Genomic DNA, 17151 nt, shown 5'->3' with positions numbered 1-17151 from the left:
TGATACTTATTTTCATTAACTCTCTTAGGACTTAAATAAGCTTTAGTTCTTGTGTACTATTTTGGTGGCTTTTTTTGATGTGTGACAGTTAGGGTGCGGAAGGTGGGTTCTATTACTGCTCTAATATTCCTTGGAATAACTTTAGTACCTAATGCTTCACTAAGTATTGGCCAGAATTCAGAACCAATTTCTTTTACATAATGATAACTAAAACCATTTTCCTTAGCTATAGTTCGGTAATATTTACCTTCTAAACAACCCCTCAATACAACGATTTGTATATCTTTAAGAGGTTTGGTAGTGTATTGCTTTATCTGAAGTTTAACGAATTCTACTGCATCATCAGTATTCATTGGCTGACAGTGTTTAAGGCTATTTTTAGTAGATATTTAGTAAATTTAGCATTTTTACCCACCAAACCCACTTTTTCGACTAATTTTTTTATACAACTCCCCACCATCAGTGGGTAGACAGGTCTATCAAGAGTTGATTAGATTTTTATCATAGATTGAAAATACAGGATAAAAAGAAAAAACTGTTTTTTATGCACCGTTACCACGTTATTTATATCGACTAAAAAATCAAATTAGGTTGGGTTAAGCAATAGGGCAACCCAACAACAAAGTTAATAGTATTGGGTTTCCTTATGTCAACCTAACTTAACTGTTACCATCTCTTGTAAGACTGGTAATTTAATTGTACCAATCTATATATCAATCATCTCTTTCAACTCCCATAGGATAGTTACTCATGAAAAAGATAATTACTCAAATAATCTCAATTATTCTAATGATTTCTGGCAGCTTAATTGCTAGTAATCAATCCGCTAGAGCTATAAATCTCTATGGAACTTGGCAATACTTCGATGATTCTCCCAATGATAGCCTTGATGGTCATGGAGGCTCGACTAATGAGTTGTATGGTATCACGAGTATGGAGGATGCAAACTTTATTTATATCGTATTTAATAGCCAATTTCCATTAAACGGTCTTCCTAGTAATGGTGCTAATGATGGTAATATTAATTATGGAGATATTTTTCTCAACTTTTCTCCTGGATTAAGCTTAAATGCAGCTATTAATCAAGGTAGCGTATATGGTGTTCAATTTGCACCTGGAAATAATTCTGGTGTTTTTTCAGGTGTATGGGGTGATATAACTCTAGCTAGTGTAGCTGCACAAAATAATGGTTATTATCTACAAGGTTACTACAACACTCTAAATAATACACTGGGTAGAGATAAAGATGGTGGGCAGATGTTTGGTTATATGTCCAAAGACGAATTTTCTAGTTATATGTCCTATCAACCCAAACCAGCAGGACAATATCAACCTACGCCTAATGTAATTGGTGCATCTAATAAAAAGATAGCAGAAATTACTACTTTAAATAAGCAGGAATTATTAAAACTCGGACTAGATTTAAGTAAGTTTTCTGTAGTAGGTTCTGATCTAGTTGGTGTTAAATTCGATAAAACAGGATTACCTGTTAGTGATTTAATTATTAGTTTATTACTAAATTGCAATAATGATGGGCTTACAGGTTATCATCAACGTTCTCAAAAACCTCCTATAGAAGTTCCTGAACCCGGTACAATTTTAGGTTTCATGGTTCTGATAGGCGTTTTGTTATCTAATAAAAGAGTAGAAAAATCAGGGTTAAAAGCAGAATAAGTTGAGGTATATAGGCAACACAATTACTTATTAACTACAACTTAGATCATCAATAAAAATTGAATATTTACCTTTAGCGATCGCACTCTAGCCACCTTCACATCAAAAGAGCGATCGCTTTTCTCATTTATGATATTGAGCTATCGCCTTCTAGCCACCTTCACATCAAAAACGTGATACCTGCGGTGGTATAACGCCAACGTTTTTCTGTATCTTTTGGCAAACAGAGGTATATAACAATTTCACATTGCATAGGGGTGGGTTTACAAGTACCTGGTTTGAGCAATTCCAGGTATTGATAAACCCGCCCCTACTAGTTTTTCCTGACTACCATTGACTGTGAGGAGTTTTGAAAGCAGAGAGTAGGAAATTATACCATTCTGTGTCAGTTTCAACCGAACGGTTTTAGACCCAATTTCTGAGAACTATCTAGATTTTAAATCTGCTATGGCTCCTTTTGTCATGGCAGCGATCGCTTTATCGGTGGCTTTTGGTAACTGATAATATTTACCACCTGCTGTTTTGGCTAATTCCTTAGCAAACCCAGTAGACACAAATTTACTCTCTGTATCAATTACCAGTAATTGCATTCCCGCAGCGCGAATCCTTGCGGCAATATCTAGTAATTCTGCTTTGATATCTGGCTTTTCTCCTGGTTCTTGGGGTTCACCTAAGGAACGAGATAACGGAATATTACCACGACCATCAGTAATTGCTACGATGACCACCTGTCCAATATCTCCACCCATTTGGGCATTTACTCCCACTCTCACAGCTTGAGTTAAGCCATGGGCTAAAGGAGAACCACCGCCACAAGGTAACTTTTCTAACCTATTTTTCGCCAAAGCGATGGAACGGGTAGGAGGTAGTAAAACTTCTGCTTGTTCACCTCGGAAGGGAATCAAGGCAATTTGGTCACGGTTTTGATAGGATTCAGTTAAAAGCTGCATTACCGCGCCTTTAGCTGACTGCATTCTATTTAAAGCCATTGAACCGGAAGCATCGACTACAAATACCACTAAAGCGCCAGCTTTCCTGACTAGCCGCTTAGTCCGCATATCGCCCTGTTCAACAATTACCTTTTTGTCTGGTTGTCTAGCACGACGTGCTTTTTGATACGGTGCTGCGGCTCGCAATGTGGCATCTACGGCGATGCGGCGGACTTTACCTTTAGGTAACATCGGCTTGATGTAACGCCCTCGGTCTTCTGAGAAGATGAGGCTGCGGCTACCAGATTTGCCCTGGCGTTGAGACATTTGTGTAAAGTACAACACAGTGGGGTCAAGAATTACCCCCTCTGGGTCAAAGACAAATTCTTCAGGAATGCTGGGAGGTTCCTGTTCCTGCTGCTCTTGTTCCTGTTCTTCCTGTTCCTCTTGTTCCTCTTCCTGTTCTTCTTCTGACTCGTCTTGACTTTCTGGTGGAGGAGGTGGTGGTGGGGGTGGTTGTTGTTCTTCTGGTGGGGTTTGAATAATGGTAGTTCTAGGAACTATGACTAATTCCACTGCGCGACGTAGGTCTTCAGCATTAACGGTGTTGCGTCCTTCTAAGGCCGCAGCAGCTTTAGCTACTCGTACAGCAAATAATTCTGCGCGATGTCCTTCTACACCACCACGAATAGCTTCATTGACTAGGTAGGTAATTTGTTCTTGGGTGATGGTGACTTCTTTTAACCATTCCCGTGCGAGGAGAATTTGGGTTTTGAGTCCGTCGATATCTTCGCTGTACTGTTGGAGAAATTCTTGGGGTGATTTAGAATAAGCGATCGCTTGTTCAACTGCTTGGACTCGTTGATCTAAACCGAGAACACCATCTGCGGAAAGAGCGATCGCAATTCTATCTAACAAATGCTCCCTCAGCGTCCCTTCTTCTGGGTTATAGGTAGCAATAAACAAGGGTTTGCAGGGATGTTGGAAACTAATTCCTTCCCTTTCAATTTGATTTCGTCCTTCAGACAGTACGGTTAACAGTTGATTACTAATTTGGTCATCTAATAAATTGATTTCATCAACATACAAAACTCCACGGTTAGCTGTCGCTAGTAACCCTGGTTGAAAAATTGTGTCCCCTTGTTTTACCGACTGTTCCACGTCCACAGAACCTAAAAGTCGGTCTTCCGTTACACCCAGGGGAATTTGTACAAAGGGCACAGGAATAATTTCTGTTTCTATTTCCTGTCTATTTTCCGCTAAAAGCACATCATCCCATTCTTCTGGCTGATTGGGGTTACAGTTGCTAATTGAACCTTTAACAACTTCTATAGGTGGTAATAAGGCGTGAATAGCACGCGCCATCACAGATTTTGCTGTACCGCGACGACCTGCTATTACCACTCCCCCCAACCCCGGATCTACAGCCGCTAATAGCAAAGCTATCTTAATTGCTTCTTGACCGACTACAGCTGTCAGAGGAAAAGCAGTAATTGTCGGGGTAATAGTAGGCGCAGGCATTGTTTCCTTAAAAGCTATCTTAATGGTTTTAGCATAGCAATTTCTGGAACATTTGATAATTAGTAGGGTGTAGGAGGTAGGAATGTAAGGAAAAGAGAGGATGTGTCCTAGAGTCAGAGAACCATAAATCAAGACCGCAATTGCGAGTTATGGATGTTGTATCAGCTATTCAAGGCCACAGTGATGACAATGCTATTCCCATTCAAAATCCCAAATTTTACAAAGGTATTAAACACCTTTGATGAATTTTCACAGATCAGTTAGGATATGGCAGCAATTACCGTCATGTTGATAATACGCAAATTAGCGCGTATTAATGCAAGAAGAGCAAATCCAGATTTTTGAGGAATTTTGCCGATTCTGCTCATGGCAATCTTTATTTTTCTAAATTTTGCTTATTTTTAAAGAAAATTCAGGTCTAAGCAAAAACAACCATAGAACCTTGAAGAAGCGACTGTTCACAGGCACACTTTTACGGCTGACTACTCTTTCCCTACCGCTGCTAATGTGGTGGGGATATAAAGAAGTCCGAAATCAATTTTTAAAGCCCCAGGCTGTTTTGGTTTTAGGCGGTTCCACTAGCCGTTTAGAAAGGGAGAAATTTACTGCTAAATTCGCTCGTCAACATCCTCATATACCCATATGGATTACGGGAGGTAGCCCACCAAAATCTACAAAACAAGTATTTAGCAAAGCTGGAGTTGATCCCAAGCGATTACATTTAGATTATGAAGCGGTAGATACAGTAACTAATTTTACTACCTTAGTAGATGACTTGCGATCGCGTGGAATTAGAAGAGTTTATCTGATCACTTCCGATTTTCATATGCGTCGCGCTTGTGTGATTGGTGAAATTGTTTTAGGTAGTCGGGGGATAGACTTTCAACCGATTTCCGTCCCTTCAGAAAACGCACCAGAACCAATCCAAAAATCCATTCGCGATGGAGCTAGAGCCATTATCTGGCTAGCAACAGGTTATACAGGGGCAGAACAACTTCAAAATAAGCACTAAACCTTATAGATGTATGAGAAAGTAACTGTTTCTATTGGTCAACCATCACAGGAAAATTGCTAATTTTAAATCAAAAATCCAAAATTCAATTCTCAACATCCCCACAATTTGATACCCTAGCTTAAACAGTTTTGAGAAAAGTTACAGCGTGGACATTCAACTTGGGCGGGGAAAGAAGGCTCGCCGAGCCTATGGTATTGATGAAATTGCTTTAGTCCCCGGGAAAAGAACACTAGATCCGAGTTTGGCAGATACTAGGTGGAATATTGGCAATATTGAGCGAGAAATCCCCATTATTGCTAGTGCCATGGACGGGGTTGTGGATGTGGGTATGGCTGTGAGATTATCCCAATTAGGTGCTTTAGGGGTACTTAATTTAGAGGGTATCCAAACCCGTTACGCCGATCCCAACCCGATATTAGATCGGATTGCCTCTGTGGGTAAAGATGAATTCGTTACCCTGATGCAAGAACTTTATGCCGAACCAATAAAGCCGGAATTAATTGAAAAACGTATTCAGGAAATTAAACAACAGGGCGGTATTGCGGCAGTAAGTGCCACACCCGCAGGTGCAAGCAAATATGGTGAAGTAGTAGCTAAAGCTGGGGCAGATTTGTTTTTTGTCCAAGCGACAGTAGTTTCTACCGCTCACCTGTCACCAGAATCTGTGACTCCCTTAGATTTGGCAGAGTTTTGCCGCTCTATGCCCATACCAGTGATTTTAGGCAACTGTGTTACCTATGAAGTCACTTTAGATTTGATGAAAGCGGGAGCAGCAGGGGTATTGGTAGGTATTGGACCTGGTGCTGCCTGTACTTCCCGTGGTGTGTTAGGTGTTGGTATCCCCCAAGCCACAGCGATCGCTGATTGCGCGGCTGCCAGAGACGAGTATTATCAAGAAACTGGTAAATATATTCCTGTGATTGCTGACGGTGGGTTAATTACTGGTGGCGATATTTGTAAATGTATTGCCTGTGGTGCTGATGGTGTGATGATTGGTTCACCCTTTGCTAGAGCGGCCCAAGCTCCAGGCAGAGGCTATCATTGGGGTATGGCCACTCCCAGCCCAGTGTTACCCCGCGGTACTCGCATTCGTGTCGGTACAACAGGTACTCTTGAACAAATACTCACAGGCCCAGCCGTACTAGATGATGGAACTCATAATCTTTTAGGAGCCTTAAAAACTAGTATGGGGACATTAGGGGCCAAAAACATAAAAGAAATGCAGCAGGTAGAAGTGGTGATTGCTCCTTCTCTATTAACCGAAGGGAAAGTTTACCAAAAAGCCCAACAATTAGGTATGGGTAAATAAAGGAATTGGTAAGACTCTTACCCATAAGTAAGCACTAATCACCCATAAATAAATTTTTCCACAGCATTAGATAATCGCTGGAAAAATTGCATCTGTCGCCTACAATAGAAATAGCGGAGACGCATGTTTCCGTTCACTCCTCACACCACACTCCGCCCGGACTACTGTTCGGGCGGTTCCTTATGATTATGCCTTATTTCTATAGGTTCTTTGTAAATGTCCGTTCTTCTCTTCCAAGCTGATGTTTTGGCTATGGTAGAATTTTCACGAAACGCAGAAATATAATAGGCAAAGGTTTTAGGCATGTCAGCAGCAGCAGAAGTTACAGACTCTAGTTTTAAACAAGAAGTTCTCGACAGCGATGTTCCTGTATTAGTCGATTTTTGGGCCCCTTGGTGTGGCCCATGTCGGATGGTTGCTCCCGTGGTGGAGGAAATCGCGGCACAGTATGAAGGTAAATTGAAAGTTGTGAAAGTCAATACTGACGAAAACCCCCAGGTTGCCAGTCAATATGGCATCCGTAGCATTCCCACTCTAATGATTTTTAAAGGTGGTCAAAAAGTAGATATGGTAGTTGGTGCTGTTCCTAAAAGTACATTAGGTACTACTGTGGAAAAGCATCTTTAATAGTCCAGCAGCGATCGCATCCTGTTGGGTTTTCCATTAGCATTAGCTATGGGTGAATATTTGTCCAATCATTCGAGAGACGGCATATTTGCCTCTCTTGTATGTCTAGACCACAATCAAAAAAATTCCCACGAAAACTCTGAGGATGTATCTCCATGAAGGGATACATCCATATTTGTTAATGGCTACATAGTCACTGATTGCTAGAGTAGGTGACAGGTGACAGCACTAAAAGTCTTTGGGTGTCTAGAGTGAAGCCAAAGCAGGATATAAATTAAATTTCTGGTTAGTAAGACTTTGATAGATTTTATAAAAAATTAATGTAAAATATAGTGCCATTATTGTGGCATTGATCATGACCTCGGAAGTATCTTTTGAATCCTTAGAGTCTCTCCAAGCTGATATTGCTGACTTACTAGACCATTTACCAAGTTTAAAAAATCGGCAATACATTCAACAGGCATTATCGACCATAGTCCGTCTAGCTGAGTGTGAAATTGAGCGTCTTGATTGGAAAATATTATCTGCGGCTTTGGCAGATATGGAGCGCGGTTTCCAACTATTTTACAACTACAGGCATGTTCGCAAAGTTACTATTTTTGGTTCCGCTCGATTAGCACCAGAAACCCCAGAATACGAAATGGCCGTTGAATTTGCCCGTGTCGTTACTCAAATGGGTTTTATGGTCATGACTGGTGGTGGTGGTGGCATTATGCAAGCTGGTCATGAAGGTGCTGGTAGAGAAAATTCTTTTGGTTTAAATATTCAGCTACCCTTTGAACAACAAGCTAACCCCATTATTGAAGGTGATGCCAAGCTGATTAATTTCAAATATTTCTTTACCCGCAAACTGTTTCTACTCAAAGAAAGTGATGCAGTGGCTTTATTTCCTGGTGGTTTCGGCACTCAAGATGAGGCTTTTGAGTGCATGACATTGAGCCAAACTGGAAAATTTGGACCTGTACCTCTAGTCTTAATTGACCATCCAGGTGGTGATTATTGGCAGTCTTGGAGTGAATATATCAATCGACAATTGGTAGACAAAGGACTTGTCAGTCCAGACGATCCGAGCCTCTATACAGTCACAGATAATTTACAGGTTGCCTGTGACGCAATTACCCGATTTTACCAGATTTACCACTCTAGTCGCTATGTTGGTAATCAGTTGGTGATTCGTTTGCGGCAAGATTTATCTTCTGCTCAAGTAGAGCAACTTAATGCTACATTTAGTGACATTCTCGTCAAAGGAAAAATCGAAAAAAGTCAAGCTTTACCCCAAGAAAATCAAGATGAAACTGTAGATTTACCGCGGTTGGTTTTGTACTTTAATCAAAGAGATTTGGGACGTTTATATCAAATGATTGGCACCATTAACCAAATGGGTACTCCTTCACCAGAAGCAGCGGCACATCCCGAAAGAAAGTAGATTAACACCCTGACTTTAATATTCTTGATTGAAGTCCAATTTCCACGAAAATATAGACAGACAGATAATCTCAATCTTGCCTCTAAAATCCACAATGGTCAGCATTTTAATTGTCTATCGAATTTACCATTTTTCTGTTATGTTTCTCAGTTATTGTTAATCAATGACAGATATATTAGGTGACAGTGCTAAAAGACTTTGGGTATCTCAGTTTTAGTTGTAGTTAATGTCCTAACTGCCTTGTCTACGGCTATTAGTAAAATAGGCATCTTAATTGCTTGTATAGACCTTAATCACAAGAAATTTTCTATACTTGCCAAAATATTTTAGACATCGTGTGTTTCACCCTACTTCCAAATCAAAAATAGGCTAGTTATCATGGCTCAGTGCTGATGGTCAGCCAAAATGGTTGAATATTAGCACAGTAAACAATAGTTGATATTTAAACAAAGATAGAGGAATAGGAAATGCTGGAATTATTGGGTTCAGGTGTGGTTTCAGTTTGGCTAGAAATGGCTGGTGTGCAAGTTAAGCTCATGGATGCCTTAGATGCCTTATCTTCCCAAAGTCGTCCTGGCTTGGTAATTGCCCCTGACCCCAATCCAGCAGGAGCTTTAACGGTACAACAATATCTCAAAGGTTTGCTGTCTTCCAAAGTAGTAGAGCCAAATCTGCTACAAAGTCAGGGTATTTGGTTACAATCTGGCCCTATGTTGCTGGCTAATCATCAAGGTACAACGCCCCTATCAGCAGCTTCTTTAACTAAGGTTGCTACGTCACTGGTATCTTTCAACATGTTGGGCCCTGACCATCAATTTGAAACTTTGGTGAGTGCCACTGGCCCGGTGATGAATGGAGTGGTGCAAGGTGATTTGGTGATTACTGGTGGTGGTGATCCGATGTTTGTTTCCGAGGAAGCGATCGCTGTTGGTAATATGCTCAATAAAATGGGTATTAAGCAAGTCAAGGGAAATTTGCTTATTACTGGCAGTTTTGCCATGAATTTTCAACGTAACCCTCTCCTAGCAGGTCAACTCTTCAAGCAAGTCTTAAATTCCAAAACTTGGCCCCGTGGTGTGGTGTTTCAACACTCAATTATGCCGAAGGGAACACCAAAACCCCAAGTAGTCATTACTGGAGGGGTGAAATTAGCCAATCAAGTCAATCCCCAAGCCACATTACTGGTACGTCACCGTTCATTACCCTTGCGACAAATTATCAAGGAAATGAACGTTTTTAGTAATAACGACATTGCAGAAATGTTAGCTGAAGCTGTAGGGGGAGCAGCGGTAGTCCAAGCAAATGCTGCTAAATTAGCAATGTTTCCTCAGTCAGAAATTCAATTAATTAATGGTTCAGGATTAGGACAGGAAAATCGGATTTCTCCCAGGGCTGTCTGTGCTATGTTCATGACGCTACAAAGAGAGGCAGCTGTCCATAAATTAACTTTAGCTGATTTATTTCCTACCGCTGGTTTTGACAATCGTGGCACAATGCACTCTCGACACCTACCAGCAGCAACTGTGATGAAGACAGGGACTTTAAATACTGTCAGTGCCTTAGCTGGAGTTGTGCCGACAGGCGATCGCGGTTTGGTTTGGTTTGCTATCATCAACCGAGGGCCCAGTGTACCTACGTTCCGCGTTGAACAAGATAAACTAGTCCAAAACTTAGTTAAACAACTGCAAGTGGCAACAGCAATTCCTTCTGTTCTCACACCTCTCGGTGGCAAAAATGTTTTACCAGAATTAGGGGCTATCAGTCGGAATGAAATTTTGTATAAAACTACCAATTAAGTAAAAACTGGCAACATTTTTAGCATCTAGAATATCAACAAAAAACATACATTGAGATAAGAAATAGCAATCTCTATCTTTTCAGTTTAATCCTTCGTAACTTTGCTAACCTGTAAAGTTAAATAGGAAGTTAAAGAGGATTAGGTGCAGCTATGTATGTGCTAATTGGTGGAGCCGGCTTAGTAGGTCTTTCTTTGGCTCAAAGGTTGATCGAAATAGGGCATACTGTTGCTGTGATTGATATTAATCCTACTGCTTGTCGCTATGCCCGTGACCAAGTAGGAGTAATGGCTTTTGAAGGTAGTGCGGTTAGTACAGAAGTCTTGTTAGAAGCAGGAATTCGTAAAGCCAACGCATTAGCAGCAATGCTCAGAAGTGATGCTTTAAACTTAGCAATGGTCACTCTTGCTAAACACTATGGTGTGCCTCATATTCTCACACGAATGCGTCATGCCGATTTTGCTGAACCTCTGCGCTTGGCAGGAGCTAACCATATTATTAGCACGGTAGATTTAGCTGTTTCCACCATGGTCAATGCCATTGAATACCCGCAAGTAGAATCAATGATGCACTTTGAACAAGGTCAAATAGAGGTGTTGAAACTGTCTATCGCTAATAATTGTTATGTGGTTGGTCGTAGTTTGGCAGAAATTGCCCAAGATGCCAAGTTTCCTACTGGGTCTCTCATTATTGGTTATCAAGCACATCCCCATGAAGATTTGACGATTCCTAACGGTAGCACAGTTCTAGAATCAGGTTCGACGGTACTGGTAGCTACAAAACCAGGATCGTTGCATCAAGTTATTGATTTTATAGAAGGTTGCAAATAACCTCAATTGCAGTTAGATGATTAATTAATCATCTTCTAATTTCAGCAATTGTTCATCAATTTTTCTGAGTCTTTCTCGGACAATTTCTTCGGAAATGATGCGTTTTCGCATTGCTTCATTTAGTGCGCCTTTCTCTGCTAGTAGTAACCGTCGCCGAATAGCATCAAGCTGAATAAATTTGTTACTTTCACCATCAAACTCATCTGAACGGCGATTGTAAAATTCTCTTAATGATTTTTCAGCAGTTGCTACTTGTACTTGATAATTAGAACGCATCTCTTCATAGACAGCTTTGGGTAATATGCCTGTTTTTAATAAAGTATCTAACTCATCTTGCGCTGCCTTAGCAGTGATGAGTTGGGCCTGCAATTCCTCAATTTTTTGATGAGATGCTGAAGATTCAGACAATTGCAACTTTTTGACTGACCACGGTAAACTTAACCCTTGCCCCAGTAAAGATAGCAATACTATTCCAAAGACTATGGCAATTAGTTGTTCTCTTCCTGTTACAGTTCCAGGGATACTTAGTGCTAAGGCCATTGAAAGAGAGCCTTTAATATTACCAAAAAACAAAACATGCTGCCAGCGCCAAGGAATTGGCCGGTCAAACCAGCTAACTAGAGCTAATAATGGATAGATAGAAAGTATTCTTCCTGCTTGATAAGCAACTATTGCTAGCAACACCGCAGGTAAGTTTCTCCAAAGAGTGATTAGGTCAATTTCTAGGCCAATCAGTAGGAAAATAAAGCTATTCACCCCAAAAGCTATAGATTCCCAAAAACTGAGCAATGTTAATCGAGTAGAAGCAGATACGTTGTCTGAAAGACCTACAGTACCGACTATTAGCCCAGCTACTACCACTGCCACTGCACCAGATACGCTCAAAAATTGTCCGATTTGAAAGGCTCCTAGTGCAACCGCCACTGTTAGGAGAATACTACTAAGCGGTTCATCTGAACGCACAAATAAACCTGTACTTAAATATCCCACAGCCAACCCAATCAAGGTTCCACCAACAATCACCACAAACAACTCTTGCATTCCATCTAAAATGGTGAGGGAACCAGCTGCATGAAATTTGACAATTAAACTAAATAAAACTAAAGCAATACCATCATTAAATAAGCTTTCTCCTTCAACAATTGTGGAAAGACGAGAAGGGACAGCTACTTCTTTAAATACTGCTATTACCGATACTGTATCAGTAATGGCTAAAATTACCCCTGCTAGTAAGGCAGCTGTCCAATTTAGACCCAGTATAAATTTTAATAAAATAGATGTGACTGCTGAACAAATTAACACCCCTGGTCCTGCTAATAGGGCTATGGGTTTAATAGTGCTACGCAGACGACTAATATCTGTGTTGATAGCTGCCTCAAAAATGAGAATTGGTAAAAATAGATTTAATATCAGGGAATCATTTAGACCAATACGTCTTGGTAAGAGTTCCGTGATAGCTAAACCTGCTAAAACCAAACCTGTAACATAGGGGACTCGTAGCCAACGACTCAGCAGTGTAACAATGGTGGCTACTAGTAGGAGAATAATGGCAATATTAACTAACTCAGAAACGTTCACTTTAATTTTAGAATGCTGATTGTTGGATACTTCAAATTTTCACCACTGGAGCGAGTGTTTTTATGCACAGAGAAAATTTTCAACCATAGCAGGTGACAGGCTTGGTTGTGAATATCAGCATGTACTCAATGCCTTTTCTAGGACTATAAAACTTATGTATGTATAGAAAATCAAAATTTATTTGACCTAGTTTTTGGAGCAAATTTGACTCAACTCAATCACATTTCCATCTGGGTCTTTGGTAAAAATAGCAGGACGACCAGAAGCACTAGATTGAATAGGATAATTTTGATTAATTAATTCTTGCTTGGCTGATTCCAAATCAACAACAGCAAAAGCAATGTGGGGATTACGTCCCCATTTGTCGTTTTGGTTTTCTGTCGGTATAATATCAGAAACTATTAAATGAATTTGATAATTACCCAATTGATACCATGCACCAGGATATTTTAAGGTGCGGTTGATTTTACTTAATCCTAAAATTTGACCATAAAAATGTTCTGAACGTTCCAAATTGGTCACAAGAATAGCAGTATGGAGACTTTGGCTAATTTCCATAGTTAATTGGTTAATTAATTCGGTGAGGTAACAGGTAATAGTTAATAAGCAATGAAGTAGGAGGGTAAAATGTATCTTTATTCCCTGCCTACACCTCTCCCTTTTCTTTAGTTATTACTAGCAGTAACTGGTACTTCTTCTAAAGTTTCCACAATTTCCGGTATGGGTGCAGAAGTCTCTACTGGTTCAGGGATATAAACAGGAATATCCGCTGCATTAATAATACCTCCCAATAATCCCAATTCATCTTCTGTCAATTGGTCAATTGCTTCCGCTAACATGTTTTCCTGTGTGATGTTGGGTCTAGTGACTAAAACAATGCCATCGCTGTATGGTTGAATTAAGAGGGGGTCATTGGATAAACTTAAGGGGCTAGTATCTAAAATCACCAAGTCGTAGCGTTCTCGTACATCTTCCATCAGTCGGCGCATTTCACTAGATTCGAGAATAGCTGCTGAGTGGCGTACAGGCCCAGGACTAGGAATGATGTATAAATTTTCCACATCTGGGACAATGCGAATACTTTCACTTAAACTAGCGTAATAAAGCAAGGGTTCAAAGGCCGCCTCTGGATCAAGTTTGACATTTAAGGATGAGGCGCGGGAAGGCGATCGCAAATCTGTTTCGATAATTAAGGTTCTTTTCCCAGCACGAGCAGATGCAATACCTAAGTTATAGGCACTGAGCGTTTTTCCTTCTTGGCTGCTCACGCTGGTGATTAACACGACTTTTAAGGTTTTCCCACCAATACGACGCACATTGCTGCGGAATTTTTCGTAAAACTCCAAATAGGGAGAATACAAGGACAGCAGGACGGGTAAGGTATCTGGATCTAAACCATCAACGGGAATCAAGGGTAATTCTCCCAACAAAGCCACTTCCCGTTGTTTGAGACTGTCGCGAATATCCTCTCTGGTTTTGAATGTACCTTCGAGGGAACCTAAGAGGAATATCACCCCTGCACCTACTACTACACCCATAAAACCACCTATGGCTAAGGTCATAGCTACGCTCTTGGGTTTGGCTAGTTCCCGACGTACTATGGGTGGTCTAGCTACGCTAAAACTACTCACCGTTTCGGCTTCCGCGGCTTGAGCGTCTGCTAATTTAGCTTGAATTTGGTCGTAAATAGCTTTTTTCAGGGCTACAACTTGCTCTAAACGCGATCGCTCCAATTGTTTATTGGGAATGAGGGAATATTCTTTTCTTAATTGCTCTTCTAATCGAATTTGTTGATTGAGTTGCTGCTGTAAGGTTTCTCTTTGAGTTTGCAAAGCTACCATTTGGTTAGCTAGCTGCTGTCTGGTGGGGTCTAAGCTGCTTTGGGTGCGAATACCTGACAAATTTTTTTGTAGGGGAGTAGCCATACCTGCGCCACCTAAAACTTCGTTTGCGCGTTGTTGTAGCAGTTCTTCAGCCGCTTGTTTTTGACGCTGTAGCTGAATCATCGTTGGATGTTCAGGCCGCAAGTCTTTTTTGAGCAATGCTATTTGTGATTCAACCTGATAAATTTGCGATCGCAAATTCGCGATAATGGGATCAGCACTCAAAGCTGAAGATACATAAGCTTGACCTACACTCAATCCCAACTTGGCCTCTAGGGAACGCAACTGAGCATCAATCCCAGCAATAGTAAATTGTATTTGCCTTTGTTGCGTCTGACTACTGCTGACCGCAGTTAATAAACTGCCATTTTCTGCGGCTAAGATAGCAGGTCTTTCCCGGCGATCGTATAGTTCTAATTTTCTCTCTGCTGCTTGTAATTCTTGCTTTGCCTGTGGCAATCTTTCATTAATTTTTTTTATAATCGCCGTTAATCTACTATTATTAATATCCCCACTCACTTTAATTATTTGCTGCATCACCTCCTGCACAACTTGTCTAGCTTGATTATCATCAGTATCTTTATACTGGATTTTGGTAATAGAAGATTCTAACTTGCCAAATTTATCTTGACTGGGCAAATTAATAGATATATTTGTACCTATCTTTTCTGGCTTAATATTCAGCTTTGAGGATACAGCTTCAATGATTTGGTTAGATAGTAAAACATCCTCTTTCAGTTCCTTACCTTCTTCCTGAATTTCACTACCTGTTTTAGAGAAAGAGACTGGTGGACCATTGTAGGTTAATTCACCTTCTGAAACATAAGTAGCAGGCGGTTCTGGTTGCATAGCTACCACTGTTGAACCTACGACAATTAATCCAAAACTGACTAATCCAATCCATTTGTATTTTTCAAAAGCAATCAGATAGCGCTTAACAATTGGTGGTGTCATAGTTTTTTAATGATCAGTTATGGAGATGAAGTTGCTCTTTGTGCCCTCAGGATTACCATTTGGGTAGCTATGCTCACAAATAATATCTTAACCATTCAGAGTCTGAATTGGCACATTAGTTATTGGAATTACCACCGAATATGCCATTGCCAAAGTTTTGAAAAAAGCGGAGAAACCCTTGAACATTAAAGAATGGTTGGGTAATAGTGTTCAATAAATTGGTCACTTTGCCAATTAAACTGCGACCTACAACAATTACATCGTTATCTTGCAAAGCCACATTTTGAGAAGCATCTCCTGCTAGTGCTTTTTTGGCATCTAGTCTTTGGGTAATAGCCTTTCCTTGTTCTGGGTCAAAACGCACCAAGGCAATATCCCGCAAATTCGCAGCCTCTAGGCTCACACCACTTAAAGCATCTATAAATGTACTGCCATTGGGTAAAGATTGGACACCAATTCCTCCAGCCGCATAATTTAAAATTCTGACTCTAATTTGCGGTACAGCTAAAGTAGAGCGAGCAATTAAATTCCGGTCATAGCCATCATCACTACCCACTTCTCGTCGGGGAAAAAACACAGCATCTCCATCTTGCAACCGTAAATTAGGAGGGGAACTACCACCTTGCAGTGCTCCATATAAGTCAACTGTTTGTGTAATGATTTCCCCATCCGGTCGTTTACGCCGCACTTGCACTTGCCGTAAGTCAGCCGTCAATGTTGAACCACCCACTAAGGGTATAATGTCTGTAACTCTCGGCATGACAGAAGGAGCAGTATAAATCCCTGGACGAAAAACTTCTCCTGTCACAGTAATTTGCACTGGTCGCATTCCTGCTAAGGAAACCTGTACTAATTGCTCTGGTGCTATGGTATTTAAAGCCAAACGAATTTTTTCTTGGGCTTCGTCTACACTTAATCCTTTGATGGAAATCTTACCCACTTGGGGAATCAATACATTACCATCTGGATCAACATTACCTTGGAAACTTAAGTCTGGACGTGGGGCTGCTAGGGATAAAGTAACTATAGGATTAATAACATAACGATCTATACTTGCCCTGACTTTAGCTTCTGCTTCTGGAATGGTTAAACCTTTGAGAGTAATAATCCCCAGCAGTGGTACAACAATATTGCCTTCTAAATTAATTACTGCTTGAAAGCTCAAGTCTGGAAATCTTTGGACATTGACATTAATACTATCTCCCATACCCAAACGATAGGGACCTGGAGGACGCTGGACAGAGACGCTGATAGTATCTCCAGTATCCAAAAGATAACGGTCAAATTGAGGAGACGTTTCTTCCTGATTGTTGGGAGAAGTGAAGTCTACATTAGATGGGGGGGCAGGTAATTCTCCGGGTAATTGATTGGGAGATGTTGTAGTTTGAGCAACAACAGTAGGAATGGATGTTATGGAATAAACGCCCACTTGAAGAGTGATCAGACACAAGGCGCTGAATGCACGCATATGAGAATTGTAAATTGTAAACATGGGTGCAGTAAATTAGCGATATGTAATTGCGCCGAATAGTTATTTTACTGTGCAATTATCACTGTGTGAGGTTTTTGTATCAAAAATTATGGACAATAGCACCTGAGTAATTTACTA

The 17151-nt window shown here is 40.6% G+C and carries 13 protein-coding genes; 7 read left to right on the top strand and 6 right to left on the bottom strand.

Features of this window, described 5'->3' with window-relative positions:
• Nucleotides 1-56: 56 nt before the first annotated feature.
• The gene (locus H6G73_RS21840) at nucleotides 57-353 is read right to left on the bottom strand and encodes a hypothetical protein (RefSeq protein WP_190608286.1); all 297 of its coding nucleotides are present in this window, start codon (nucleotides 351-353) and stop codon (nucleotides 57-59) included.
• 397 nt (nucleotides 354-750) lie between these two features.
• Between H6G73_RS21840 and H6G73_RS21835 the strand changes: the two genes are divergently transcribed.
• Nucleotides 751-1674, top strand: coding sequence for a PEP-CTERM sorting domain-containing protein (locus H6G73_RS21835; protein ID WP_206756244.1), 924 nt, complete (start codon nucleotides 751-753; stop codon nucleotides 1672-1674).
• Nucleotides 1675-2099: 425 nt separating this feature from the next.
• Here the strand turns inward: H6G73_RS21835 and bchD are convergent, their stop codons facing one another.
• Entirely contained in the window at nucleotides 2100-4124 is a 2025-nt protein-coding gene (gene bchD / locus H6G73_RS21830; protein WP_190608282.1) for a magnesium chelatase ATPase subunit D, read from the bottom strand.
• A gap of 442 nt (nucleotides 4125-4566) precedes the next feature.
• Here bchD and H6G73_RS21825 point away from each other — a divergent pair, with 442 nt between their 5' ends.
• The 6 genes from H6G73_RS21825 to H6G73_RS21800 all read left to right on the top strand — a co-directional run bounded on the left by H6G73_RS21825 (nucleotide 4567) and on the right by H6G73_RS21800 (nucleotide 11127).
• A complete protein-coding gene (locus H6G73_RS21825; RefSeq protein WP_390840633.1) occupies nucleotides 4567-5136 on the top strand; it encodes a YdcF family protein in 570 nt (189 codons plus the stop codon).
• A 148-nt stretch (nucleotides 5137-5284) separates the two neighbouring features.
• On the top strand, nucleotides 5285-6448 hold the full coding sequence (locus H6G73_RS21820) for a GuaB3 family IMP dehydrogenase-related protein (protein WP_190608280.1): 1164 nt from the start codon (nucleotides 5285-5287) through the stop codon (nucleotides 6446-6448).
• Between the two features lie 303 nt (nucleotides 6449-6751).
• The gene (trxA, locus tag H6G73_RS21815) at nucleotides 6752-7075 is read left to right on the top strand and encodes a thioredoxin (protein WP_190608278.1); all 324 of its coding nucleotides are present in this window, start codon (nucleotides 6752-6754) and stop codon (nucleotides 7073-7075) included.
• A gap of 355 nt (nucleotides 7076-7430) precedes the next feature.
• Nucleotides 7431-8501: an LOG family protein gene (locus H6G73_RS21810; protein WP_190608276.1), complete on the top strand. Its 1071-nt coding sequence runs from the start codon at nucleotides 7431-7433 to the stop codon at nucleotides 8499-8501.
• A gap of 467 nt (nucleotides 8502-8968) precedes the next feature.
• Complete coding sequence (locus tag H6G73_RS21805) at nucleotides 8969-10297, top strand: D-alanyl-D-alanine carboxypeptidase (RefSeq protein WP_190608274.1); 1329 nt, start codon at nucleotides 8969-8971, stop codon at nucleotides 10295-10297.
• 152 nt (nucleotides 10298-10449) lie between these two features.
• Nucleotides 10450-11127, top strand: a complete 678-nt coding sequence (locus H6G73_RS21800; protein ID WP_190608272.1) for a potassium channel family protein — start codon at nucleotides 10450-10452, stop codon at nucleotides 11125-11127.
• A 24-nt stretch (nucleotides 11128-11151) separates the two neighbouring features.
• Here H6G73_RS21800 and H6G73_RS21795 read toward each other — a convergent pair whose 3' ends face one another.
• The 4 genes from H6G73_RS21795 to H6G73_RS21780 all read right to left on the bottom strand — a co-directional run bounded on the left by H6G73_RS21795 (nucleotide 11152) and on the right by H6G73_RS21780 (nucleotide 17034).
• Nucleotides 11152-12705: a Na+/H+ antiporter gene (locus tag H6G73_RS21795; RefSeq protein WP_190608270.1), complete on the bottom strand. Its 1554-nt coding sequence runs from the start codon at nucleotides 12703-12705 to the stop codon at nucleotides 11152-11154.
• Nucleotides 12706-12891: 186 nt separating this feature from the next.
• A complete protein-coding gene (locus tag H6G73_RS21790) occupies nucleotides 12892-13263 on the bottom strand; it encodes a VOC family protein (RefSeq protein WP_190608269.1) in 372 nt (123 codons plus the stop codon).
• Between the two features lie 107 nt (nucleotides 13264-13370).
• On the bottom strand, nucleotides 13371-15542 hold the full coding sequence (locus H6G73_RS21785) for a GumC family protein (RefSeq protein WP_190608267.1): 2172 nt from the start codon (nucleotides 15540-15542) through the stop codon (nucleotides 13371-13373).
• A gap of 115 nt (nucleotides 15543-15657) precedes the next feature.
• Nucleotides 15658-17034, bottom strand: coding sequence for a polysaccharide biosynthesis/export family protein (locus tag H6G73_RS21780; protein ID WP_190608265.1), 1377 nt, complete (start codon nucleotides 17032-17034; stop codon nucleotides 15658-15660).
• Nucleotides 17035-17151: the final 117 nt, after the last annotated feature.

Source organism: Richelia sinica FACHB-800 (assembly GCF_014698825.1).
Classification (GTDB): domain Bacteria; phylum Cyanobacteriota; class Cyanobacteriia; order Cyanobacteriales; family Nostocaceae; genus FACHB-800.
This window is presented reverse-complemented; position numbering and strand designations above follow the sequence as displayed.

Bases quoted from the DNA above. Each gene is read 5' to 3' on its own strand.
- H6G73_RS21840 (WP_190608286.1), bottom strand. From the start codon at position 353: ATGAATACTGATGATGCAGTAGAATTCGTTAAACTTCAGATAAAGCAA.
- H6G73_RS21835 (WP_206756244.1), top strand. From the start codon at position 751: ATGAAAAAGATAATTACTCAAATAATCTCAATTATTCTAATGATTTCT.
- bchD (WP_190608282.1), bottom strand. From the start codon at position 4,124: ATGCCTGCGCCTACTATTACCCCGACAATTACTGCTTTTCCTCTGACA.
- trxA (WP_190608278.1), top strand. From the start codon at position 6,752: ATGTCAGCAGCAGCAGAAGTTACAGACTCTAGTTTTAAACAAGAAGTT.
- H6G73_RS21810 (WP_190608276.1), top strand. From the start codon at position 7,431: ATGACCTCGGAAGTATCTTTTGAATCCTTAGAGTCTCTCCAAGCTGAT.
- H6G73_RS21805 (WP_190608274.1), top strand. From the start codon at position 8,969: ATGCTGGAATTATTGGGTTCAGGTGTGGTTTCAGTTTGGCTAGAAATG.
- H6G73_RS21800 (WP_190608272.1), top strand. From the start codon at position 10,450: ATGTATGTGCTAATTGGTGGAGCCGGCTTAGTAGGTCTTTCTTTGGCT.
- H6G73_RS21790 (WP_190608269.1), bottom strand. From the start codon at position 13,263: ATGGAAATTAGCCAAAGTCTCCATACTGCTATTCTTGTGACCAATTTG.
- H6G73_RS21785 (WP_190608267.1), bottom strand. From the start codon at position 15,542: ATGACACCACCAATTGTTAAGCGCTATCTGATTGCTTTTGAAAAATAC.
- H6G73_RS21780 (WP_190608265.1), bottom strand. From the start codon at position 17,034: ATGTTTACAATTTACAATTCTCATATGCGTGCATTCAGCGCCTTGTGT.